Here is a 23,041-nt window from a genome sequence, read left to right on the forward strand (position 1 = left end):
TTTTGAAAGAGTGTCAATAAGTGTTGACTCATGGAAAATTTGGCAACTCCGCAAGCATGACGCGAACGCCGTACCGGCGGACCTTGGCCGCTTGCTTCATATATCAGGGCCGCACTAGCTTATGACTTAAAATTCTATCAAGCATGCCGACCCGGCAAGCACCTCATGGCACAATGGCAGCGGATTTCAACCCTACAAATTCAACACCGGAGACCCACCATGAGAATCGAAACCCTGGCCGTGCATGCAGGCTATACCCCCGACCCGACCACCCGGGCCGCCGCCGTCCCCATCTACCAGACGGTGGCCTACGCCTTTGACAATGCCCAGCATGGCGCCGACCTGTTCGACCTGAAAGTGGCCGGCAATATCTACACGCGCATCATGAACCCGACCCAGGACGTGCTGGAAAAACGGGTGGCCGCGCTCGAAGGCGGTGTGGCGGCGCTGGCCGTGGCCTCGGGCATGGCGGCGATTACCTATGCGATCCAGACCATCGCCGAAGCGGGAGACAATTTTATTTCGGCCAGCCAGCTCTATGGCGGCACCTACAATCTGTTTGCCCACACCCTGCCGCAGATCGGCATCGAAGTGCGCTTTGCCGATGCGCGCCAGCCCGACACCTTCGCCGCGCTGATCGACAGCCGCACCAAGGCGATCTTCTGCGAATCGATCGGCAACCCGCTGGGCAATGTGACGGACGTGGCGAAACTGGCCGAGATCGCCCACGCCCACGGCATTCCGCTGATCGTCGATAACACGGTGCCCAGCCCCTATCTGTTCCGCCCGATCGAGCATGGCGCCGACATCGTCGTTCACTCGCTGACCAAATACCTGGGCGGCCACGGCACCACGGTCGGCGGCGCCATCGTCGACAGCGGCAAATTTCCGTGGGCCGAACATAAAGAGCGCTTCAAGCGGCTCAATGAACCGGACGTGTCGTATCACGGCGTGGTGTATACCGAGGCATTCGGCCCGGCCGCCTTTATCGGCCGCGCGCGGGTGGTGCCGCTGCGCAATATGGGAGCGGCGATCTCGCCATTGAGCGCCTTCCAGCTGATACAGGGCATTGAAACGCTGGCCCTGCGCATGGACCGCATCTGCGACAACACGCTGGCGCTGGCCAAACATCTGAAGCAGCATCCGAAAGTCGCCTGGGTCAATTACGCCGGTCTGGAAGACCATCCGGACCACGCGCTGGTGAAAAAATACATGAACGGCCGCGCCTCGGGCATCTTGTCGTTCGGCCTGAAGCTGGCCGGCGGCGCGAATGTCAACCCGGACCCGCGCGCGGCCGGCGCCCGCGTGCTTGACGCGCTGCAGCTGTTCACGCGCCTGGTCAATATCGGCGACGCCAAGTCGCTGGCCACCCATCCGGCATCGACCACGCACCGCCAGCTGAACCCGGAAGAACTGGCCAGGGCGGGCGTATCGGAAGACATGCTGCGCCTGTCGGTCGGCATCGAGCATATCGACGATCTGCGCGAGGACCTGGAGCAGGCGCTGGCGGCGGCGTAGGTCGGATTAGCGCGCGGCGCGTAGTCCGACAACATTGTTGACGTCGTGGTGACGCCCGATTACGCCAGCAGGCCGGCGACCTGTTCGATCCGCTGCCGCACGCTGCCCGTCACATCGACATACGCAGTCCCCCGCCGCGCCAGCTCTTGCTGGTACCACGCATGCTGGCGCGCGCGAAAATCCTCGTCGCGGCGCGTGCCGTCCTGGATGAACGGAAAGTCCGGCGCGCACAGCAGCACCAGGTCGTAGCGGTGTTCGGCCAGCCGCGCCAGTTCCGGCTCGGCGCGGCCGAACATCTCGACGCAGTAGAAAAACGTGGTCATCGGCGAGGTGTCGCAAAACAGCCAGCGCCGCGCCTGCAAGGCCGCTTGCGCCTCGCGCTCGAGCTGCTCGCGGCCGATCTTCAGCAAGTCGTCATAGGCCAGCACGCCATCCTGGCTTTCCCACAATTGGCGGCCATATTCGGCCACCCAGCCGGTGCCGAAATGCGCGGCCAGCGCGGCGGTGAGCGTGGTCTTGCCGCTCGATTCGCCACCTAGCACGCAGATGCGCGTGACCAGGCTGGCGTACACCAGCGGCGACAGAAACGCGCGCTGCCCATGCGGATCGAGGCGCACGGCCGTGCCGGACACGGGTACCAGCGTTCTCGCCTGGTCCACGCTGACATGGGCCACCGGTGACTTTGCATAACATTCGCCCAGCACCTGTGCAAAGCCGGGCCCATAGCCTTCGCTGGAAAACACGGCGTCGACCGGCAATTTCAATACCGTCCAGCACAGCCAGCCCATGAAGTGACGGTGCACCTCGCCATCGTCGAGCTCATTGTGCGGCAAGCTGCGGGGCGCCACACCGCGCGCCGCGCACAGCGCGGCCAGGCGACCATCATCGAGCACGACGACGGTCGCCTGCGGATACAGCGCGCGCAGCCAGCCTTCACGGCGCGCCGGGTCCAGGCCGGGAAACTCGGGTTTGGTATAGCTGACGATCAGCAGTTCTTCGCAGGCCTGCCGCGCGCGATCGAGCAGCAGTTGATGGCCCAGGTGCAGCGGGCAAAATTTGCCGACCACCAGGGCACGTTTGTAAAGGTTCATGCCGCCGCTTCCTGCAGATCCGAGGTGTATTGAATGATCTTGTCTTCCGCCAGCAGGGCCGCCACCGTGATGTCGCCGAAGAATGGCGCGAGCAAGGCGCAAGCCTGTGGCGCCTGCGCCATGGCGCCGGGCGCCAGGCGCAGGACGACGCCGCCGTCCTGCCGCTGGTGCACGCCGAACAGCGCGATGGCCAGCGGTTTCAAGGCATGCGTGATATCGATATTGTTGATCCAGGCGCCGCTGCTGGTGCGGTAGCGCAGCGGGCTGCGCCCGGCCAGGCCCACCAGCACCGGGCCATCGGGGCCGTGCGCCAGCGAGGCGTAATCGCCGGTGCGGTAGCGCACGAGCGGCAGGCAAAAGTTGAAGCCGCCGGTGACCGTAATTTCGCCGCGCGTCCCATCGGGCACCGGCTTGCCGCCGGCGTCGAGGATTTCCACATACAGCCGGTGCTGCAGCAGCAGATGGCCTCCGGCCTGCTCGTCGTGGACGGCCACCGGCCCCACTTCATTGAGCGAATAGATATCGAGCACCGGGCAATGAAAACGCTGTTCCAGCCGCGCGCGCATGCCGGGCAACAGCATCATCGAGACCGACATCAGCGCGGCCGGCCGGTGCGTCATCGGCAACGTCAGCAGCTCGGCAAACGAGATCGGGTCGCCCGCGATCAGCTCGGGCGCCATCGCGTCCAGGTAGCGCGCGCGGTCATCGCGATGGCGCCAGTCGTCTGCGTGCAGGTTCAGCTTGGCCAGGCCCGATTCGCCCATGGTGGGCGTGACGGAGACATAGGTAAAGCAGCGCCGCTGGTGGCCCAGCAGCATCACGCCGACCTGCCCCGCGCCATGGCGCAAGCTCACGCCAGAGCGGCGCAGCGCGCGCTTGTGGTAGGCCAGGTAGCGCCCCGCCACCACCGGATGCGAAGCGATCAGCAAGGGGTGGCCTGTCGTTCCGGTGGTCTGGAAATTGATCATGCGCGCCACATCGGCGTCGTCCGGCACGAACGACGCGATATCGTGCGACAGCTCGGCGCGGCTGACCGGCGGCACGTCCTGCAGGCGCGCCGGGGGCGAGCCGCACGCGCGGTAGTGCGGTACCGTGGCCCAGACCCGTTCCAGGAAGGCCGCCATCCACGCTGGCGGCTGGCCGGGCTGCCAGCCGATGACCGCGTCCATCACTTCCTGTTCGTACGCGCGCAAGGCCGCCACCTCGTGCGCCTGCAGCTTGTTGCCGCTGCGGTTGCGGTAGACGGGTGCGGCCGGGTGGCCGCGCAAGCGCGCCAGCATGCGCCGGCCCGCGTCCGTCAGGGTGGGACAATAATCGAGATCGCTGTCCCAGGCGCCCGCTGGCAGGTTGTCATCACTAGCCAACGAGGTCATTCGCGCGACCATTTGTCGGCCGATTCCTCGGCCGCTTTTTTGGCCAGCGCCTCGCGGATCTCGCGCGAACGCTGTTCGGCCACGCGGCTCGCCTCCAGCAGGCGGCGCCGCTCGGTGCCGCTGATGGCCGACAAGCGGTCGATGGCCTGCGCCTCGCTTTCGTCGCGGGGACGAAAACCGAGGCGCGCCAGCACGATGCGCGCCAGCTCCTCGCGCCGCTCGGGGTCCTGCGTGTACTGGTGCGCCGGCGACGCCGCCGCCAGCTCGCGCGCGGCCTCGCCCAGCACCTGCAGCAGGTCGGCCTGCGCCAGCTGCCGCGCGACAAACCAGTCGTCGGCCAGCAGCCAGCACATGATCATGGCCAGCGCCAGCCGGTTGCGGTCGGCCCTGGCCTGGGCGCCATGGAAACCCTGCAGCGAGGTGGCCGGCGCGCGCGCGCCATGCAAATGCAGGGTGTCGTTGACCAGCGCGGCCACCGCCACCGCTTGCGGGTTATGCACGCCGGCGATGCGCGGCTCGCGCAGGAATTCCGCAGGCGTGTCGGCCAGGCGGTGGGTCAACACTTCAAGGTGGGGGCCGGATTGATTCATGCTTTAACTCTTCACATAATGCCGCTGGCTGAACAAGCGCGCAAATTCCAGCAGGTCCTCGAACTGCGCCACGGCATGGATATCCCAGCCTTGTTCGTCACGCGCACGTTTCAGGTCGCCGAAGATTTTCTGCATCCACTTGCCGCCGCCGTCCTGGTCCCAGCTGGTCGAGATATTGAGCGCCATGGTGCCGCCGGCGCCGCCATGCTCCATCGCCCTGGCCGAGATATCCCAGCCGCTGTTGCCCCGTTCATCCTTGTCGAACATGGTGGTGATGCCGCTGTCGGAAATTTGCAGGATATGCGTCGGCCGCTTGCGCTTGACGGCGTAGGTCTCGCGCAGGCAGTGGATGGGAAAGGCCGTGCCGCCGCCAAAAAAGCCGGTCAGCACGCCCAGTATCATGTCTTCGTCGCGCACGAAGCCGGGCGTGCGCATCACCTCGCGCTTGCCGCTCCACAAGGTGACTTGTACTTTCGAACCGGCGCGCAGCGCGGACAGCGCGATCACGGCGCCGGCCAGGGCCAGGAAGGAGGTGTGCTGCTGCGGGTTGGGCATGGAGCCGGAGCTGTCGACATACATGTCCAGGTCGACGGGGGTATTGTCGATGTCGCGCGCCGGTTCGCGCCCGTATTCGCGGCGCACGGTGGTCACGCCGGGGATCGGCCGCGGCGACTGCATCACCGACTGCAGCCAGTCGATTTCATCGAGCGGGTCGCCGATCTCCCATGGCGACAGCCCTTCCATCTGCGGCTCGGCTGTCTCGGGCGCGGGCCGCGACGGAAAGCGCACCAGGTGCGGCAAGGCGCGCTCGCGGTAGTAGCTGATGGCGATTTCATGGTCGCTCAGGTCCACGCCGGACGCTTTCAGGATGTCGCCCAGTTCGAACGGTTCGCGCAACTGGCCACCGCCTTGCCGGTGCGCTTTCTCAGCCAGCTCGCCCTCGGCGTCGTCCAGCCCCGAGATGCGCTTGTCGTGCACCGGGTGGATGGCGCCGTTTTCCTCGTCGTCTTCGATCTGCTGCGCGCCATAGGTCTGGCAGCCGCGCGCCGCGTCGCGGGTGTCGTGGAAATAGCGGCTGGGATCATTGCCCTTCAAGGCGCCCGTGTCCTCCACCAGATAAGGCAGCAGCAAGGTGGCAAAGCGCCCCGCCGCCAGCATCCAGTCGTTGGCATAGACGCGGATCAGGCGCGCGCCGAGCCAGGCGTCGGTATCGAGCCGCTCGTCGGCGCCGTCATCCATGCCTGCGCCGCCAAGATCACCCCTGGGCAGCTGCCACAGGTTTTCATAGATGCGCATGTACAGCAGCCAGACCTTGCCCGACGCCGGGCTATCCTGGCTTTTTCCCTGCTCGAGCTTGCGGTAGATATCGGCCATGCGCAGGCTGGCCTGGCGCTGCAGGCGGTCGTTGATGAACAGGTCGGTGTACAGATTGGCCACCATGGGCGCGTGCTGCTCCAGCGTGGGCAAGGCGCGGCGCATGCGCGCCAGCAGGCGGAACTGGTCGCCGGCGCTGCCGGGCGCCAGGATATGGTGGCCGATCTCATGCGCCAGGATTTCCAGCCCGTAGTCTTGCAGCCCCAGCTCCGCCACCAGCGGCAGGTCGACCACCACGCTCTGGTCCAGCAGACGGATCATGGCAAAGCTGCCCGTGAGGCCTTCCTTGCCAGCGTGCACGCGGCTGACGCACAGGGCCGGGTCGCGCAGGCGCGTGAATTTGCTCCACACGGCCAGCGCCTGCGGCCAGGCGGCGCGCCATTGTTCGATCAGTTCGGCGTGCTGGCTTTTCATGGCAAGGGCAGCAGGCGGATCGCATGCGTATAAGGCGAGGTGACGGCCAGCGTATGGGCGTTGGCGGCCAGCGCGATGTCGCCCGCAGGCAAATCGAGCGCCACGGTGCGCGCGCCCAGATGCAAGGTGGCGCCGTCGAGCCGCAAGGACGCCGGCACAGTCGCAGACGCCTGCGCATACTCGTCATCGCTGGCGCCATGCAGCACGGCGCCATGGGCGTCGGCCACCAGCAGATAAAAGCGCTCGCCGGCGCTGACGATAAAGCCGTCGGCGGTGGCGCGCACCTGCGGCGGCGTGGCGAATTCGCCGCCCAGGCCGGCAAAGGCGCCGAACTCGATGCCGTCCGCATTGCCGCGCCAGGGCCGGGTCAACAGCTGCGCGCGCAAGGACGGCCAATCGCCCTGCTGCTCGCCAAAGGCGGCCAGCGCCAGCGCCGGCGGCAAGGTGTCGGCGGCGGCAATCGCGCCCAGGCGAAAGTGCGCCACGCCGGCGCGCCAGGCCAGCACCTGGCCGACGGCGCGCAGCTGCGCCAGCGTGAGCACTTGCGGCGCGATGGCGGCCATCTCGTCCCGCCACTGCGCGGTGCGCGCGCCGGCCACGCCGCGCAGATGGATGGCCGCGTTGCTCAGCATGCCCAGCGCATCGACCGGGCTTGCCGCCAGCAGCGGCGCAAAGCGCGGCACCAGCTCGCGCCAGACGGCGCCGAGAAAAGGCATTTTCGCCGCCGGGCCGGCCAGGCCATGGCCCACCAGCTCCAGGGCCATATCGTAGGCAGCCAGGGTAAAACTGCCGGCGCGCTCAGGCGCGGCGATCGCCACCGCCTGCACCACGGGATCGACACCGTCCTGCAAGAACGCGCCGAAAGCCTGCATGTCGAGCGCGGGAAAGCTGCGCCGCGCTTCCACCGCGCGCGCATTGAACTGGGCGCGGCCACTGGCCAGGATGGCGGCAAAGGCAGGGGAAATCATCGGTGCGCGCAGCTCATTGCGAACGCAGCCAGCTGCGGTAGTTGGTATAGCGCTGGTGCAGGTACTTGAGCTTCAACAGGTCGTCGTACAGCGGGCCATACAGCTTGCGTCCCTTGGTGCGTTCGGCGATCAGTTTTTCGATGCGGTTCAGGCGCGCCAGGGTATCGCGCTCGCTCAGGCCGTCGAGGCCCAGGTCGAACTCGGCCGACAGCATACCGACCGGATCGTCGCGGTCCAGGTCCAGGCGGTTGAATTCGTCGTTCGACAGGTCAAACAGGCGGCGCAGCCAGCCCAGCCTGTCGCTGCGGTAGGCGGCGTTTTCGGGCAGCGCAAAAAACGGCGCGTCCAGGTCCGGCTGCAGCTTGTTGTGCAGCACGAACGGCAGCACCTGGCGCAGGTCTTCCAGCGCCACTTCGCCGTTGCCGCGGAAGTAAGCCATGGCTTTCGCGTAGATCAACAGCGCCATCAGGGTGCGTACCGAGATGCCGTTCAAGGTCTGGCAGCCGAGATCCTTCAGGCGGTCGCGCCCGTTGTCGGCCGCCTGCGCGGCATTGCGGTCAGCGCCGGACAGGCGCGCCGTATCCTTGGTCATGTATTCGAACTGGCCGCCGGCCGTTTCGAACAGCTCGAACTGGCTGGCGAAAAATTCCAGCCGGCGGCGCACGGCGTCGGGCACGCCGACCTGGCGGATATCGTTGCCGATCTGGTCCACTTCGCTTTCCGTGAAGATGATATCGGGCGGCACCAGCTCTTCGGGACGCACGTTTTCTTCCACGCGCAGCAGCAGTTCGTTCAGGAAGCGCGGATTGAAGGCCAGCGCCTGCACGGTCACGTCGACGCGGTCGCGCAGCGCCTCGATCACCTGGTAGGTGCCGCCGCCCTGGTCGTCATTGGCCGTCAGATACCAGGCCGCTTCCGGACACTCGTAGATATGGTTCAGCACTTCCGCGTAATTGTCGCCCATCACGGTCAGCAGCGCGCTTTGGGTGCGGGTGGGAATGCGGTTGTATTCGTCGACGATTTTCACGCGCATGCCCAGCCAGGCGCGCCAGGCGATGCGGATCTCGTCCATGCTTTGCGCGTTGACCAGGTCCGCCGGCAGCGGATTGCCAAGCAGGTCGGCGATCGTCATCTGCGGATGGCCGTGCTGCATGGCGCGCTTGACTTCCTTGACGGAGGAGCCGGCCAGCACCCCCATCAGCAGTGCGCTGGCCGTCTTGCCGCGCCCGGGACCGCCGACAAACAGGCATTTGCGGCGCGTGGCGAAGGTCAGCAGCGGCAGCAGAATAAAACTCGAATAGCTTTGCGCCGACGGCAAATTGAGCACGCGACGGCTGTCGCCCACCGCGTAGGTTTGCGACGGGCCGTCGTTGTATTCGATATCGTAATGGGGGCTGATGATGGCGTGGTTGACGATCCAGAAGTAAGCCTGGCGCAGTTTTTCGTCAAACGGCCGTGCCATGCTCTTGCCTTCCCCGCTCAGCGCCACCGGCCCCTGGTACAGGTCCGCCACATCGAACTGCCGCGCAACGGGGGCGGACCTGGGTTTGGTGGGGGCCTGGGACAGGCGCTGGAACAGGTTAAAAGGCGGCATGGCGATACTCTTCCGTTAAGGAAATGAAATTATTGCACAAGCCGCCTGCAATCCCTGTTTCAGATGAAACTCAGCCCGCCAGCGGCCCGGTCATGCAACACGCCAGCGCCGCCAGCCCAGTACCAGGCACGCGGCCAGCAAGACCAGCAGCCCGGCCACTTCATGGCGTATGTCGTGAAGCGACGCCCCCATCTGGTTCAGCGCGACAAAACCCTGGATGCCGGCCGTCGACGGCAGCAGCCAGCGCAGCGCCTGCAGCAGCGCGGGCATGGAGCTGACGGGCCAGGTCAGGCCGGCCAGGAACAATACCGGCATCGAGGTGGCGATCATCAGCTGCGTGCCCCGTTCGCGCGTGCGGAACAGCATTGCCAGCAGCATGCCGAAGGCGGCCTCGGTGAGCGAAAACAGCGCCAGCAGCAGCACCATGCCGCCAAAATTGCCGCCGCGCGGATAGTCCTGGAACCAGAACACGAAGCCGAAGAAATAGCAGCAGTTCAGGAACACCACCGAGGCGAACGCCAGCAGCATGCCCGCATAGCCGCCCATCGTGCGCCTGCGTGGCAAGGGAAAGGTCTTGCGCTGGTACCAGGTACCGAACAACATGGTCATGCCGATCAACAGCGTCTGCTGCACGATCAGGGTGGCAACGCCCGGCACCACATAGGCGCCATAGCCCTCCTTCACGTTGAACAGCGGTACGGCGTCAAACGCGATCGGCGAGCGCTGGTCCGCCGCCTGGTAGCTTGACGGCGTGGCGGCGGCCAGGCGTTTGAGTTCGATGCCGGCCGAGACCGTGCCCACCACTTCGGCCAGGCCGTTCAAGGCCACCTTGTTGAGCATCAGGTACAAACCGTTGCCCGCCACCTGGGCCTGGGCGGCGCGGCCGGCCAGCACGTCGGTCTGCAGGCCTTCCGGGATAATCAGCACGCCCATGACATCACCGCGCCACAGCAGGTCCTGGGCGGCGGGCAGTTCGGGCGTCACCGCCACCACCTGCAGGGCAGGATGGGCCATGGCAAAGCGCGTCATCTGGCGCGACATGCTGCTGCGGTCCTGGTCGACCACGGCCACCGGCACGCGCTGCACCACTTCCCGGGTGTAGGGCAGCGGATAAAAAAACGAATATAAAACACCGCCGGCAAACAGCAATGTCAGCGCCCCTTTGTCGGCCAGCATGGCGCGCCAGGTGGCCAAAAATGCCGTCCACATCATGTGCGCCCCCAGGCGGCGGGCACGTTGGCGCGATGCGCCAGCAGCAGCATGCCCAAAGCGCCGCAACCAACGGCAAAGCCGGCCAGCACCAGCAGCTGCGGCACGCCATAGCGCCATGGTGCGCCGCCCAGCCAGCAGATCGTCTGCAGCTCCAGGTAATGCGTGAGCGGCAGCGCTTGCGCCCAGGCGCGCGCCACCGGCGGCATGGCCATCAGCGGAAAAGCCTGGCCGGCAAACGCGAACGCCGGCGCGGTAATAAAGGCGGTGCCGGACAGGGACAGGCGCAAGGACAAGGTAGCGGCGACCAGCAGCAGGCCCAGGGCGCAATACGCCAGCACCAGCAGCAGCATGCCCAAGAGCAGGCCAGGCACGCTGCCCGCCACCGCCCAGCCGCGCACTACGCTGAAAAACAGCAGATACAGCAGGGCCAGCGCCGTGTAGGCGAGCAAGGGGAACAGCAGCTTGGCGCCCACCGCGCGCCACCAGCTGCCCTTGGCCGAGGCCAGCCATTGCGGCACCGTGCCGTCGCGCAGTTCGCGCCCGATGGTGGTCACCACCGCGATGACGATAAAGATCTGCAGCATGGACGGCATCAGCGCCAGGGTCAAAAACGCCTCGTAGCTGATGTTCTCGTTATACAGGCTGTTCAACTGCGTGCGGACCGGCTCGAACTGCGCGGCCGCCTGCGCGCCGGAGACGCCCCTCTTTGCCCGCGCCGTCATCTCGACGCCGGCCGACAAGGTGGTCGACACCGTGCGCACGTCGCGCAGCAAGGACCCCGCATGTGAGGAAAACTGCGCGTTGTAGAGCCATTGCACGGTGGCCTGGCGGCCAGCGAGCAGCTCTTTTTGAAAATCCGGAGGGATCACCAGATAGCCAAACGCGCTGCGCTCGCGCAGCAGCTGCAGCGCTTCCTCGCTGGAGCCGACCCTGGCGGCCACCTGCACGCCGGGCGAGGCGTCGAGCCAGCGCGTGAGCTGGCGCGACAAGGCCGAGTTGTCCTTGTCGATCACCGCGATCGGCAGCTCGCGCGCGATGCCGGCCGAAAAAATCCACCACAGCAGGCCACACAGCAGCAGCGGTATCCAGCTCAGCATGGCCAGATCCCAGAAGTCGGCGCGCAGCCGCGCCCACTCGCGCGCTACTGCGCCTGGCTGCCGCTGCCTGAGCGCTTCAGTCATGCCGTTTCACAGTGGCGGAAACACGACCGACATGCCGGGGCGCAGGCCTTCTACCTGAATGGCCGGACGCAAGCGGATCTCGAAGGTGCGCAGGTCGGTGCCGCCCGGGCGCGCCGCGCGCCAGGTGGCGAAGTCGGGCATCACGGCCACCGAGCTGACCTTGAAGGTCAGCTGCTGTTTCAGGCCCGGCACATTGGCCGTATGCGTGCTGCCCATGGCAAACGCCGCCATCTCGTCTTCGCGCACCTGCAGCACGGCCCAGGCGTCGGCCAGGTTGACCAGGGTAATCACGGGAAAGCCTTGCGGCGCCAGTTCGCCCGGCTGGATCTGGATCTTGCTGACCTGGCCGGCCACCGGCGCGGCGATCTTCGTTTCGGCCAGCGCCACCTGCGCCTCCGTCAGCACGGCGCCCACCTGGCGCGCCTGGGCACTGGCGGCGTTCCTGTCTTCCGGCCGGGCGCCGGCGCTGGCCATGTCGTACTGGGCGCGCGCGGCCTGCGCCTGCTGTTCGGCGGCGCGCCACTGCGCTTCGGCCTCGTCGCGCTTCTGGCGCGCGATCACGCCTTCGGCAAACATGTTGTCGACCCGCTCATAGGTGGTTTTCGCAATGGCCGCGCCGGTCTGCGCACGCTGCCAGTTGGCCCTGGCCGCCCGCACTTCCTCGGGCCGCGCGCCGGCCTGCGCTTTTTGCGCGACGGCGTCGGCCGCCTGCGCGGCGGCGGTTGCCTGCGCAACCTTGGCGTCGACTTCGGGGCTGGTCAGCTGGAACAGCACCTGGCCCCGGGTCACGGTATCACCCAGCTTCACATCGACCTGGCCGACCCGCCCCGCCACCTTGGACGAAACATTGACTTCCTGCGCATCCATCTGGCCCTGCAAGGGCAGGCGCTGCGGCTGGAACGCCCGGTACAGGCCCCAGGCGACAAAAGCCAGGATGACGATGCCGAACAGCGTGGCAAGCTGTTTTTTGAAGGTGCTCATTGGGGGGTATCCAGAGGTAGATGTATGTCGGCTTGCGCGGCCAGGCTGGCCAGGCGATGGGTCTCGCCGGCCGCTTCGAGCAGCTGCGCCAGCGCCAGCACATAGTTGTAGGCGGTCTGCGCGCGCTGGGTCTCGATCTTCGCCAGGTTCAGGCGCGCGTCGACCACTTCCAGCGACGTCACCTGTCCCTGCTGGAAGGCGACCGTCTGCAGGCGGATATTTTCACGCGCCAGCTCCACCGACGAGCCGGTGGACAGGAACTGGATGCGCGCGTTTTCCAGCGTGCGCCAGTTCTTTTCGATCAGGGTGGGAATATCGCGCCCGGCCTGGCGCGCCGTCACTTCCACCCGTTCCTGGTCCAGTTTTGCCGCTTCGATCAGCTTGCCGGTATCGATGCGATGCACCAGTGGCACCGACACCATCACGCCGACCGCCCAGTTCGAGCGCACCACCCGTTCGCCGCCCCGGTTCAGGTTGTAGTTACCGATGGCCAACACGGTGGGGCTGTATTGCTTGCCATGCAGGCGCAGCGCCTGCTCGGCCTGCTCACGCTTGCTGGCGATCTTTTTCCACGCCGCGTTCTCGTGCATGCCGCTGCTGATGAACGATTGCAGGGAGCCGACCGGCAGCGAATTGACGAACAGCGGCGTGGCCGGACGCACCTGGCTGCGCGCGTCGAGCAGACGGTCCAGCGCCACCTGCGCGATGTCCGCGTCGCTGCGCGCCTGGGCTTCCTCGCTGCGCGCGCCGTCCAGCGCCACGTCGGCGCGCAGGCGCTCGGCCTTCGAAATGAGCCCGCCTTTTTCCAGCTTGAGCGCGTCGCGCTGGTGTTCCAGTACGCCGGCCGTCACCTCGGCGCGCACGGCCACCACCCGCTGCGCCAGCAGCAGCTGGAAATAGCGCTGCGCCACCTGGGTCGCCAGTTTTTCCTCGGCTTCCACGCGTTCCGCATCGGCCTGCCTGGCCATGCCGGCCGCCACGCCCTTGACGGCGTCCAGGCGGCCGGCCGTGTAGATCGGCCACACGCCGACCAGGCCAAATGAGGTGAGATTGGTGACCACTTCGCGGTCCAGCGACTTCGGTATTTCCGGGATGGGCAGATTCGGCAGCGCCGCGCCGATGCCGCCGGCCACGCCGGACAGCCGGCTGGTGTCCAGACTCAGATCGGTCGACAGGCGGCCGCGAAAGGCCGTCAGGTCCAGCGAGGGGCCGTCGATATTCGACAGCGCTTCGGCTTTCAGGGTCCTGGCGCGCACGTCGAGCGAGGCGCCCTGCACGTCGCCCGAGGCGCCGGCCGCCTGCCGCAGCGCTTCGCCAAAGCTGAGCGATTGCGCCTGCGCAGGCAGGGCCAGCGCCACGGCACTGGCGATTAACAACGATATTGCGGTGGGGCCCATGTGGTGTCCTGTCCATAAAAAAGCGAAAGCACGGGATGGCCATGTTTATACTTTCACAATAGCAATTATAGGCAAGGATGTCCACGCCAGAGTGCACGGTTGAACCAGGCGGCAAGGGCGTCAGGGGCGCGACCAGCCGACGCCAATTGGATGCAGATCAAGGAATAGCGAAAAAGCAAACAAACCCGGCGCGCCACTCTGGACGGATCAAGGCGCCCTCGCCTACGCTGTTTTTTTACCTGAAAAGCAAGAGGCAAGCGATGCAAACAGCACGACTATCGATTACCGGCATGGACCACGAAGGCTGCGCCGATGTGTTGACGGAGGTATTGGAACGCGTCCGTGGAGTGGCCACGGTGTGCGTGTCGCTGGCCCGCAATGACGCCACGGTGCAGTTCGACGAAACGGTGGCCCCGCGCGAACGGCTGCTCGACGCCGTGATCGATGCGGTCAACCGCGCCGGTTTTATCGGCGAACTGGAACTGGCCCAGGCGCCGGCGGCCAGCAGCGCCACGCGCCACACCATGGCCCCCCATCTGGCGCAGTGAACGCAGGCTACAACGCTTCCTTCACATGCGCGCGCCCGCTTGCATCGTAAATCGCGTAGATCATCGCCAGCATGTTCTGCAGTTCTTCCGAGCGGTCCATGCGCCGCACACTGAAAATGACGGGCGAGACGGCCTTGCGGTCGGCGATCGGGCGGTAGGTGATGTCATCGCGCCGCATGGTCAGCAGGCCATCGGGCACGATGGTGACGCCTTGGCCGGCGGCGGCCAGGCCCAGCGCAATCTGCAATTCGCCCACTTCGAGCACCTTGCGCGCTTGTAAGCCGAGCTGGCTGAAGATCGCCAGCACCTGGTCGGCAAAACTGGGCCGCGGCGTGTTCGGATAGACGATCAGCGTTTCGGGCTGCAGTTCGCGCAGCATCAGCGGCGCCGTCCCCGCCGCCAGCGGATGCGCCTTCGACATGGCCGCCATCAGGCGCTCTTCGCTGAGCACGATGCGCCGGATCGCCGGGTCGTCGCCCTCGACGCGCCCGAAGCCGACATCAATGCGGCCATCCTTGAGCGCCTGCAGCTGCGTCATGGTCGTCATCTCGTGAAAGGTGATTTCCACCTCCGCATAACGCGCGCGAAAGCGCCGCACCAGTTCCGGCAGCAGGTCGTACAGGGTCGAGGCGACAAAGCCGATGGCCAGCGTGCGGTGCTTTTTGCCCACGCGCTGCGTCATCGACTTCAGGTCGGCCGCCGCTGACAGCACGCTGCGGGCGTGCACGTCAAAAAACGCTCCCGCCTCGGTCAGGCGCAGCGGCCGCGAGCCCGGTTCGAACAGCAGCACGCCCAGTTCTTCCTCAAGCTGGTGCAGCTGGCGGCTCAGCGGCGGCTGCGCCATGCACAGGCGCTCGGCGGCGCGCGTGAAATTTTTTTCTTCGGCGACGGCAACGAAGTAACGCAGGTGGCGCAATTCCATGTTCATACCTTAAAAGTATCGAAGCATACCAAATCGGTGTTGGACGCCGGTGGCGAACGGGCATATCGTACTGGAACACCTAGCCACCATACAAAATAAATATGATTCAACATATTGAAGTATTCCTTGCTGATGTGCCGACCATCCGCGCCCACCGCCTGTCGGTGGCCACCATGACCACCCAGACCCTGGTGCTGGTGCGCGTGCGCTGCGCCGACGGCGTCGAAGGCTGGGGCGAAGCCACCACCATCGGCGGCCTCAATTACGGCGAAGAGAGTCCCGAAAGCATCAAGGTCAATATCGACACCCATATCGCGCCGCTGCTGCTGGGGATGGACGCACGCCAGGTGGCCAAGGCCATGGCCAGGGTGCGCAAGGTAATCCAGGGCAACCGCTTCGCCAAATGCGCGCTGGAGACGGCGCTGCTGGACGCCGAAGCGCGCCGCCTGGGCGTGCCCCTGTCGCAGCTGCTGGGCGGGCGCGTGCGCGATGAATTGCCGGTCGCCTGGACGCTGGCCTCCGGCGACACCGCCACCGATATCGCCGAAGCCGAAAGCATGCTCGACGCGCGCCGGCACCGCATCTTCAAGCTCAAGATCGGCCTGCGCCCGGTCGCCGAGGACGTGGCGCACGTGCTGGCCATCAAGCGCGCGCTGGGCGACAAGGTCAGCGTGCGCGTCGACGTCAACCAGGCATGGAGCGAACTCGATGCGATGCGCGGCATCGCGGCACTGGAAGAAGGCGGCGTCGACCTGATCGAACAGCCGGTGCGCGCCGACAACCTTGGCGCCATGGCGCGCCTGGCGGCCCGTTTCACGGTGCCGATCATGGCCGACGAAGCGCTGCACGGACCGGCCGACGCTTATGCGCTGGCCACCGCCTGCGCCGCCGACGTGTACGCCGTCAAGATCACGCAATCCGGTGGACTGGGCCTGGCGCAGCAGGTGGCGAGCGTGGCCCAGCTGGCCGGCATCTCCTTGTACGGCGGCACCATGCTCGAAGGCGCCATCGGCACGGCCGCCTCGGCGCAGGTGTTTTCCACCTTCGGCGAACTGGCCTTTGGCACCGAATTGTTCGGACCACTGCTGCTGACGCAGGAAGTGCTGCAAGAGCCGCTGGTCTACCGCGACTTCATGCTGCAGGTGCCGGCCGGCCCGGGCCTGGGCGTCGACATCGACCTGCCACGCCTGCAGGCGCTGTGCCGTAAATAACCATTAAGGAGCATCCCATGCTGTTTCATATCCGAATGGACGTCAACCTGCCGTCCACCATGCCGCCAGAGCAGTCCGCGCAGCTGAAAGCCGACGAAAAAGCCATGTTCCAGGGTCTGCAGGCGAGCGGCAAATGGCGCCATATCTGGCGCATCGCCGGGCACTACGCCAACATCAGCGTGTTCGACGTCGCCAGCGTCGAGGAACTGCACGCGACGCTGTCGGCACTGCCGCTGTTCCCCTACATGACGATTGCCATCGCGCCGCTGTGCCGCCATCCGTCTTCATTGCACGAGGACGACCGCTGAGCTACACCTGCCGCACCCGATAACAAAAAAGAACCTGGAAGACAATGGAAACAAGACTGATGATCATCGGCGGCATCGCCGTGAGCTATTTCGCGCTCATGGCGTATATCACCTACAGCGTGCGCAAGCATGCCAACAGCAGCGACGGCATGACTGGCGGCGGGCGCAATTTCCCCGCCTTCCTGATCGGCGCGCTGCTGCTGTCCGAGTTCATCGGCAGCTCGGTCAGCATCGGCACCGCTCAGAAAGGCTATGAACTGGGCATTTCCGCCGCCTGGAATCTGGTTGCGCTGGCGCTGGGCTTCCTGCTGCTGGCCATCGTGCTGGTCAAAAAATTCAAGGAAACCGGGCAGACCACGATTTCCGGCATCCTGGCGCAAAGCTACGGCGAACCGGTGCGCTATGCCGCTTCAGTGCTGACCATCGTCGCGCTGGGCATCGTCGCCGTGGCCCTGTACGCCAGCGGCGGCGCGGTGCTGGCGGCGGTCCTGCATATCGATAAAACCACCGCCATCCTGCTGGTCGGCGTGACTACCGTCATCTACGTCAGCCTGGGCGGCATGCGCTCGGTCGTCTACACCAACTTTGCGCACGCCATCGTCAAATACGTGGGCATCATCCTGGCCCTGGCGTATGCGCTGGAAGCGACCGGCGGCATCGGCAACCTGCAGGCGCAATTGCCGGCCAGGATGTTCAACTGGATCGAAATCGGCTGGGGACAGATCATCGCCTGGATGATCGCCGGCATCGGTTCGATCTTCGCCACCCAATACGTGATCCAGGCCGTGGTCGGCACCGACAGCCCCACAGTGGCCAGGCGCGCCTGCTACTACGTGTCGTCGCTGATGATTCCGTTCGGCCTGATGGCGGCGCTGATCGGCATGTGCAGCGCGGTGCTGTACCCGGGCATGAAGTCGATCGACGCTTTTCCCACCCTGATCGCCCACATGCCGGCGTTTTCCGCCAGCGTGATGGTGATCGGCCTGGCCGGCGCCCTCTTCGGCGGCATCTCCGCCACCACCCTGGCGTCGGCCACGCTGGCCATGAAGGACTTCTACGACCCCTTCTTCAACAAGGAAAAGAACGACCGCAAATCGGTGCTGTTCATCCGCATCGCCATCATCGTCATCGGCCTGCTGCCGCTGGTGCTGGCCCTGTACGCCGAAAAACTGCTGATGATCGCCTTCCTCGGCAAGGCCCTGCGCGCGACGCTGGCCGTGATCATCCTGCTGGCCTTCTATGCGCCGAAGTTCGGCACGGCGCGCGGCGCGTTCTACGGCATTATCCTGTCGGTGATCGCCACCATCGCCTGGTTCCTGGCCGGCAATCCGTACGGCGTCGACAGCTCCTACCTGGCGCTGGCCGGGCCCCTGCTGACGATGACGGTCAGCCAGCTGTTCAAACGCACGCCGGGCGCCACCGCGCCGGTCTCCACCTGATCCAACAAGCCAGAAAGATAGCCATGCCCTACGCTCCCCTCCCCGACGGCCAGCTGCATTATTCACTGCAAGGCGATGCCGGCAAGCCGGTGCTGATCCTGTCGAACTCCCTCGGCACCTCGCTCGACATGTGGGCGCCGCAGATGGCGCGCTTTACCGAGGCGTTCCAGGTGCTGCGCTACGACACGCGCGGCCACGGCAAGTCGAGCGTTACGCCGGGACCGTACAGCATCGAGCAGCTGGCCGGCGACGTCATCGCGCTGATGGACCATCTGAACATCGCGCAAGCGCACTTCTGCGGCCTGTCGATGGGCGGCCTGACCGGCATGGCGCTGGCGACCGGCCATCCGGCGCGCGTCTCCAGACTGGTGCTGTGCAATACCGCCGCGCACATCGGCACGCCCGAGGCGTGGACGGCGCGCATCGCCGCCGTCGAGCAAGGCGGCATGCCGCCGCTGGCCCCGGCCGTGGTGGCGCGCTGGCTGACGCCAGATTACGCGGCGCAGCATCCCGCCACCCGCGCCGCGCTCGAAGCCATGCTGTGCGCGACGCCGGCGGCCGGTTACGCCGCGGCCTGCGCGGCCGTGCGCGACGCCGACCTGCGCGCGCAGGTGGCGCGCATCACCGCCCCGACCCTGGTGATCGCCGCCGCCCATGACCTGCCGACGCCCGCGGCCGACGGCCAGTTCCTGCGGCGGCAGATCGCCGGCGCGCGCTACGTCGAACTGTCCGCCGCCCATTTGTCCAACCACGAGCAGGCCGCAGGCTTTGCCGGCGCCGTCGTCGATTTCCTCACCACGTAAGCCCTTACGCTTACCTTTCGCCCACCACAGCCCCATACAACCAGGAGACAGGCATGAACCAGGAAGCCATCGCAGCGTTGCTGCAGAAAATCGAACAAACCGAGACTGCCGCCGGCAGTGCACGCGTCAAGACCGTCGTCAACCGCATCGTGCGCGACCTGTTCCAGACGATCGAGGACATGGACGTGCAGCCCGAGGAATTCTGGAGCGCGGTCAATTACCTGAGCGAAGCTGGCCGCAACGGCGAATATGGGCTGATCGCGGCAGGCCTGGGCTTCGAGCACTTCCTGGACCTGCGCATGGACGAAGCGGAAGCGGCCCAGGGCGTGTCCGGCGGCACGCCGCGCACCATCGAAGGCCCGCTGTACGTGGCCGGCGCGCCCGAGACGGTGGGCAGCGCGCGCCTGGACCAGGACCCGCAACCGGGCGAGGTGCTGTTCATGCAGGGCCAGGTGCGCGACAGCGGCGGCCAGCCGCTCGCCGGCGCGCTGGTCGAGGTATGGCACGCCAACCACCTGGGCGCGTATTCGTTCTTCGATACCACGCAAAGCCCGTTCAACCTGCGCCGCAGCATCCGCACCGATGCGAACGGCCGCTACAGCTTCCGGAGCCGCATGCCGGTCGGCTACAGCGTGCCGCCGGGCGGTTCGACCGACATCTTGCTGCGCCAGCTGGGCCGCCACGGCACGCGCCCGGCCCATATCCACTTTTTTGTCTCCGCGCAGGGCCAGCGCAAGCTGACCACGCAGATCAATATCGATGGCGACCCTTACCTGTGGGACGACTTTGCCTTCGCCACCCGCAGCGGCCTGGTGCCGCCGGTGACGCTGGTGACGGATGCGGCGGCGCTGCGCGAGCACGGCGTTGACGCGCCGTTTTACGCCATTACCTTCGACTTCGAGCTGCATGCCGAACAGGCCGGACTGCCTGCGGACGATATCGCCCGGCCGCACTTTATAGCCTGAATGCGGGCCTGAATGCGGGCTACATCCGCTGATCTTTGCCGGCCCTGCCGCACAGCTGCGCCAGCACGCGGCGCGGATGCAGAGACCGCACATCGAACGGCGGCAACTCCAGCGCATCGAGGGTGTTCTTGAACAGCAGGCCCAGTTCCGTGTCGCCTTCCAACAGCAGGCGGCGGCTGAAGAACAGGGTGTCCGGGTCTTCCTGGCGCCGCGCCAGCAGCAGCAAATCGTGCGCGCTGGCGCCGATGCTCAAGTCCGGCGCCTGGCCATGGCGGGCCGGCGCGAAAGCCGCGCCGCGCCAGCAGAAATCGACGGCCACGCCGGCGTCGAGCACGCGCAGGCGCAGGCTGCGCCCTTGCAGCAGCGCGCGCACGTCGTCGGGCAATTGCGGCGCCAGCAGCCGGTTCAGGCCCTGCACGAAGGCCCAGGAAGCGGGGTAAGGCGGCAGCCTGGCCAGCAGCGCGGCCAGTGGCGCCGGGAGTGTTTTGATGGGGTCGGACATGGGATTCCTGTAAGGTCAATGATAGGCGGCGGCATGGCTGTGCATGCCCGGCTGGCCATGCCAGTAGCCGTCGCAGGTGCCTGCCGCATGGCAGGCGGCCAGCTGTGCCTGCGCCTCGTCGGCGCACAGCACGCCGCGCCTGGCCTGGTCGAAGATGGCGATCACGTCGGCCGTATGGTGCTCCTGTGGGCTGAGGCGGGCCACGCCCACGCCCAGCGCCGCCATCGCACCGAGCTCGCGCACCAGGTTGTAGACCAGCGCCGACTGCGTCTGGGTGCCGTTCAGGACCAGGAACGGCTGCGCATCGCGCGTGCGCAGCAGCAGGCCGTCGGGCTCCTGCAGGCAGCTGTACTGGCAATCGTCTTTCGGCAGGTTGCGGTTGCGCGCCGTGAAGCAGCGTGCGGAAAACGCCAGCGGCATGCGGCCATACGAAAACACCTCCGTCTCGATGCCGGCCGGCGCCTGGCGCTGCAGCTCGGCCAGGGCCTGCTGGCTCATTTCGAGCGGCATCACCCAGCGCCGCGCACCGAGGCCGGCCAGCAGCTGCAGGCTGGGGCCATTGAACAGGTTCAGGTGCGGGCCGGCGACAAACGCCTGTCCCTTTTCCAGGCAGTGCACGGCGCCGAAGTCGTTCGCTTCGACCGCGTAGCGGCCATTGCCGGCGATGCGGCGCAAGGTGGCCAGTTCGGCGCCCGATTCGATCAGCGCCTGGGTCGACAGCACCACTTCCTTGCCGCTGGCCGCCAGCAGGTCGGCGATATCGAGCCAGTCCGAGAGACGCAGTTCATGCCGGCGCGAACAGACCGTCTCGCCCAGGTAGACGATATCGACGGCGGTGCCGGCGATCTGCTGGTAGAACTCGAACACGGTGGCGCGCGGCCAGTAGTACAGCAATGGACCCAATGACAGTTTCAACATAAGCTCCTCTATTTCCATGACCGGTGATAAGCACCCAATGTATGCTGCTGGCCTTCGGCCAGTTTGTCCATCGCCGCCATCCAGCCCGGCTTAACCGTATAGCGCTGCTGGCCTTCCCGGCAGGCGTCTACGCTGTCGATGGCTTCGCGCCACACGCGCGTGACCTGCGCCACGTAGGCGGGGCTGCGCTGGCGGCCTTCGATTTTCACGGCTTTCACGCCCATCGCGACCAGCTGCGGCAGCAGCGCCAGGGTATTGAGGCTGGCCGGCTCCTCGATGGCGTAATACTGTTCGCCCTCGACATCGAAGCGGCCCTTGCACAGGGTCGGATAGCTGGCGTTTTCACCGGGGCCGTAGCGGTCGATCAGCACGCCGTTCAGGCGCGACTCCAGCCCCGCTGGCGTTTCCGCCCAGCGCACAGCCCTGGCCGGCGAGCACACGCCGTGGGTATTGGGCGCTTCGCCGGTGGCGTACGACGACAGCGCGCAGCGCCCTTCGACCATCACGCACAGGCTGCCGAAACCGAACACTTCGATCTCGACCGGCGTGTTGGCGATCAGCTGCTCCACCTGCCCCATCGACAGCACGCGCGGCAGCACGGCGCGCGAGACGCCGAAATGTTCGTGGTAAAAATTGATCGCTTCGTAATTGGTGGCCGAACCCTGCACCGACAGGTGCAGGCGCAGCTGCGGATGGTGCTCGCGGGCATAGGCCATCAGGCCGGGATCGGCAACGATGATGGCGTGCAGGCCAGCGCCGGCGGCGCGGTCGATGGCGCTGCGCCAGACCATCCAGTTGTGCGGCTGCGGATAGGTGTTCAGCGCCAGCAGCACCTTGCGGCCGTGCTGGTGGGCGTAGCGCACGCCTTCGGCAATCGCCTTTTCATCGAAATTGAGGCCGGCGAAATTGCGCGCATTGGTGGCGTCGCGAAAGCCGAGGTAGACGGTGTCGGCGCCATTGTCGACGGCCGCTTTCAAGGCCGGCAGGCTGCCGGCCGGGCAGACCAGTTCCAGCGGTCCGGCCACGCGGTGGCGGGTGGGGTGTTCAAGCTGCATGATGATGATTCCCTGTAACGGCTCAGGGTCGAAACTATAGCCCCGCGCCATGCCGGCAGTCCTTGACGCAGGTGAAGGAATGCGCGCATCGCCCCCCGCCTTGCGCTGTAGAATGCGCCCTGCCATCGTGCCTAATCCTCTACTCACAACAGCCAACGCCATGACCCGCAAACCCCTGCTGATATTGCTCCTGACCCTGTTCCTCACCGCCCTGCAAGTGCAGTGGGCCTCGCCCGCCGAAGACCATGACGCCAGCAGCACGCACCTGTTTTCACCAGAGATACTGGGCCTGTATCCGGGCGTGCTGCTGCTGTTTTTGCTGGCCGTGTTCGCCCGCCGCCAGATGCCGCTGCTGCGCCAGAGCGCCATCTGCACCGCCATCCTGGCCGCGTACTGGCTGCTGGCCAACTACATCACGTTCGACATCCGCGTGGCGGGCTGGAGCACGTTTTCGCCGTTTGAAATCTGGCGCCACGTGCTGCCGGCATCGGTCATCAGCATCGTCGCCTGCGGCGGCGCATTCTTCGGTACTACCTGGATGATCCTGCGCGAAACGCGCTGGAACAAAAAGTGATGGCAGCGCGATCTTCACCTGGATCAAGGTTCCGGCAATCGCTTGCACGCGCCCTTTGACGACACTACATTTAGTCGATAACCTTCAATAAAACACCGCATGT

General features: G+C 66.1%; 22 protein-coding genes. 8 read left to right on the forward strand and 14 right to left on the reverse strand.

What is annotated here, in order from left to right; all coding sequences use genetic code 11:
• Positions 1-219: 219 nt before the first annotated feature.
• Positions 220-1,518: an O-acetylhomoserine aminocarboxypropyltransferase/cysteine synthase family protein gene (locus ASR47_RS16215; protein ID WP_065308813.1), complete on the forward strand. Its 1,299-nt coding sequence runs from the start codon at positions 220-222 to the stop codon at positions 1,516-1,518.
• 59 nt (positions 1,519-1,577) lie between these two features.
• Here ASR47_RS16215 and ASR47_RS16220 read toward each other — a convergent pair whose 3' ends face one another.
• The 10 genes from ASR47_RS16220 to ASR47_RS16265 form a co-directional block, all read right to left on the reverse strand.
• Positions 1,578-2,609: an AAA family ATPase gene (locus tag ASR47_RS16220; protein WP_065308814.1), complete on the reverse strand. Its 1,032-nt coding sequence runs from the start codon at positions 2,607-2,609 to the stop codon at positions 1,578-1,580.
• A complete protein-coding gene (locus ASR47_RS16225) occupies positions 2,606-3,982 on the reverse strand; it encodes a phenylacetate--CoA ligase family protein (RefSeq protein ID WP_065308815.1) in 1,377 nt (458 codons plus the stop codon). Before ASR47_RS16225 ends, ASR47_RS16220 begins: the two co-directional genes overlap by 4 nt.
• Positions 3,979-4,572 (reverse strand): hypothetical protein, encoded by a 594-nt coding sequence (locus ASR47_RS16230; RefSeq protein WP_065308816.1) that lies wholly within the window; start codon positions 4,570-4,572, stop codon positions 3,979-3,981. The genes ASR47_RS16225 and ASR47_RS16230 overlap by 4 nt, the downstream gene beginning before the upstream one ends.
• A 3-nt stretch (positions 4,573-4,575) precedes the next feature.
• Positions 4,576-6,360, reverse strand: a complete 1,785-nt coding sequence (locus tag ASR47_RS16235) for a vWA domain-containing protein (protein ID WP_065308817.1) — start codon at positions 6,358-6,360, stop codon at positions 4,576-4,578.
• Positions 6,357-7,328: a hypothetical protein gene (locus tag ASR47_RS16240; RefSeq protein ID WP_065308818.1), complete on the reverse strand. Its 972-nt coding sequence runs from the start codon at positions 7,326-7,328 to the stop codon at positions 6,357-6,359. Before ASR47_RS16240 ends, ASR47_RS16235 begins: the two co-directional genes overlap by 4 nt.
• Positions 7,329-7,341: 13 nt before the next feature.
• Positions 7,342-8,922 carry an AAA family ATPase gene (locus ASR47_RS16245; protein WP_065308819.1) on the reverse strand — a complete coding sequence of 527 codons (1,581 nt, stop codon included), beginning with the start codon at positions 8,920-8,922 and terminating at the stop codon, positions 7,342-7,344.
• A 90-nt stretch (positions 8,923-9,012) separates the two neighbouring features.
• Entirely contained in the window at positions 9,013-10,134 is a 1,122-nt protein-coding gene (locus ASR47_RS16250) for an ABC transporter permease (RefSeq protein ID WP_065308820.1), read from the reverse strand.
• Positions 10,131-11,315 (reverse strand): ABC transporter permease, encoded by a 1,185-nt coding sequence (locus tag ASR47_RS16255; protein WP_065308821.1) that lies wholly within the window; start codon positions 11,313-11,315, stop codon positions 10,131-10,133. The genes ASR47_RS16250 and ASR47_RS16255 overlap by 4 nt, the downstream gene beginning before the upstream one ends.
• Before the next feature lie 6 nt (positions 11,316-11,321).
• A complete protein-coding gene (locus tag ASR47_RS16260; RefSeq protein WP_065308822.1) occupies positions 11,322-12,296 on the reverse strand; it encodes an HlyD family secretion protein in 975 nt (324 codons plus the stop codon).
• Positions 12,293-13,693, reverse strand: coding sequence for a TolC family protein (locus tag ASR47_RS16265; protein ID WP_065308823.1), 1,401 nt, complete (start codon positions 13,691-13,693; stop codon positions 12,293-12,295). The genes ASR47_RS16260 and ASR47_RS16265 overlap by 4 nt, the downstream gene beginning before the upstream one ends.
• 260 nt (positions 13,694-13,953) lie before the next feature.
• On the opposite strand from ASR47_RS16265, the gene ASR47_RS27470 reads away from it, so the two are divergent.
• On the forward strand, positions 13,954-14,241 hold the full coding sequence (locus tag ASR47_RS27470) for a heavy-metal-associated domain-containing protein (protein WP_171898966.1): 288 nt from the start codon (positions 13,954-13,956) through the stop codon (positions 14,239-14,241).
• 7 nt (positions 14,242-14,248) lie between these two features.
• Here the strand turns inward: ASR47_RS27470 and ASR47_RS16275 are convergent, their stop codons facing one another.
• A complete protein-coding gene (locus tag ASR47_RS16275) occupies positions 14,249-15,163 on the reverse strand; it encodes a LysR family transcriptional regulator (protein ID WP_065308825.1) in 915 nt (304 codons plus the stop codon).
• A 101-nt stretch (positions 15,164-15,264) separates the two neighbouring features.
• On the opposite strand from ASR47_RS16275, the gene ASR47_RS16280 reads away from it, so the two are divergent.
• The 5 genes from ASR47_RS16280 to catA are packed head-to-tail and all read left to right on the forward strand — an operon-like array spanning position 15,265 to position 19,889.
• The gene (locus ASR47_RS16280) at positions 15,265-16,374 is read left to right on the forward strand and encodes a muconate/chloromuconate family cycloisomerase (protein ID WP_065308826.1); all 1,110 of its coding nucleotides are present in this window, start codon (positions 15,265-15,267) and stop codon (positions 16,372-16,374) included.
• Positions 16,375-16,391: 17 nt separating this feature from the next.
• Positions 16,392-16,682, forward strand: a complete 291-nt coding sequence (gene catC, locus ASR47_RS16285; protein WP_065308827.1) for a muconolactone Delta-isomerase — start codon at positions 16,392-16,394, stop codon at positions 16,680-16,682.
• A gap of 44 nt (positions 16,683-16,726) precedes the next feature.
• Positions 16,727-18,121, forward strand: coding sequence for a sodium:solute symporter family protein (locus ASR47_RS16290; protein ID WP_065308828.1), 1,395 nt, complete (start codon positions 16,727-16,729; stop codon positions 18,119-18,121).
• A gap of 23 nt (positions 18,122-18,144) precedes the next feature.
• Positions 18,145-18,924, forward strand: coding sequence for a 3-oxoadipate enol-lactonase (pcaD, locus tag ASR47_RS16295; protein ID WP_065308829.1), 780 nt, complete (start codon positions 18,145-18,147; stop codon positions 18,922-18,924).
• A gap of 53 nt (positions 18,925-18,977) precedes the next feature.
• Complete coding sequence (catA, locus tag ASR47_RS16300; protein WP_065308830.1) at positions 18,978-19,889, forward strand: catechol 1,2-dioxygenase; 912 nt, start codon at positions 18,978-18,980, stop codon at positions 19,887-19,889.
• 19 nt (positions 19,890-19,908) lie between these two features.
• Here catA and ubiT read toward each other — a convergent pair whose 3' ends face one another.
• From ubiT to ubiU, 3 genes are read right to left on the reverse strand one after another with little or no spacing between them, the layout of a single operon-like run.
• Complete coding sequence (ubiT, locus tag ASR47_RS16305) at positions 19,909-20,391, reverse strand: ubiquinone anaerobic biosynthesis accessory factor UbiT (protein WP_065308831.1); 483 nt, start codon at positions 20,389-20,391, stop codon at positions 19,909-19,911.
• Positions 20,392-20,406: 15 nt separating this feature from the next.
• Positions 20,407-21,309 carry a U32 family peptidase gene (locus tag ASR47_RS16310; RefSeq protein WP_065308832.1) on the reverse strand — a complete coding sequence of 301 codons (903 nt, stop codon included), beginning with the start codon at positions 21,307-21,309 and terminating at the stop codon, positions 20,407-20,409.
• Positions 21,310-21,317: 8 nt separating this feature from the next.
• The gene (gene ubiU, locus ASR47_RS16315) at positions 21,318-22,364 is read right to left on the reverse strand and encodes a ubiquinone anaerobic biosynthesis protein UbiU (RefSeq protein WP_065308933.1); all 1,047 of its coding nucleotides are present in this window, start codon (positions 22,362-22,364) and stop codon (positions 21,318-21,320) included.
• 160 nt (positions 22,365-22,524) lie between these two features.
• On the opposite strand from ubiU, the gene ASR47_RS16320 reads away from it, so the two are divergent.
• Positions 22,525-22,938 (forward strand): hypothetical protein, encoded by a 414-nt coding sequence (locus ASR47_RS16320; RefSeq protein WP_065308833.1) that lies wholly within the window; start codon positions 22,525-22,527, stop codon positions 22,936-22,938.
• The last annotated feature ends 103 nt before the right edge of the window (positions 22,939-23,041 follow it).

Source organism: Janthinobacterium psychrotolerans, assembly GCF_001677885.1.
Classification (GTDB): domain Bacteria; phylum Pseudomonadota; class Gammaproteobacteria; order Burkholderiales; family Burkholderiaceae_D; genus Janthinobacterium; species Janthinobacterium psychrotolerans.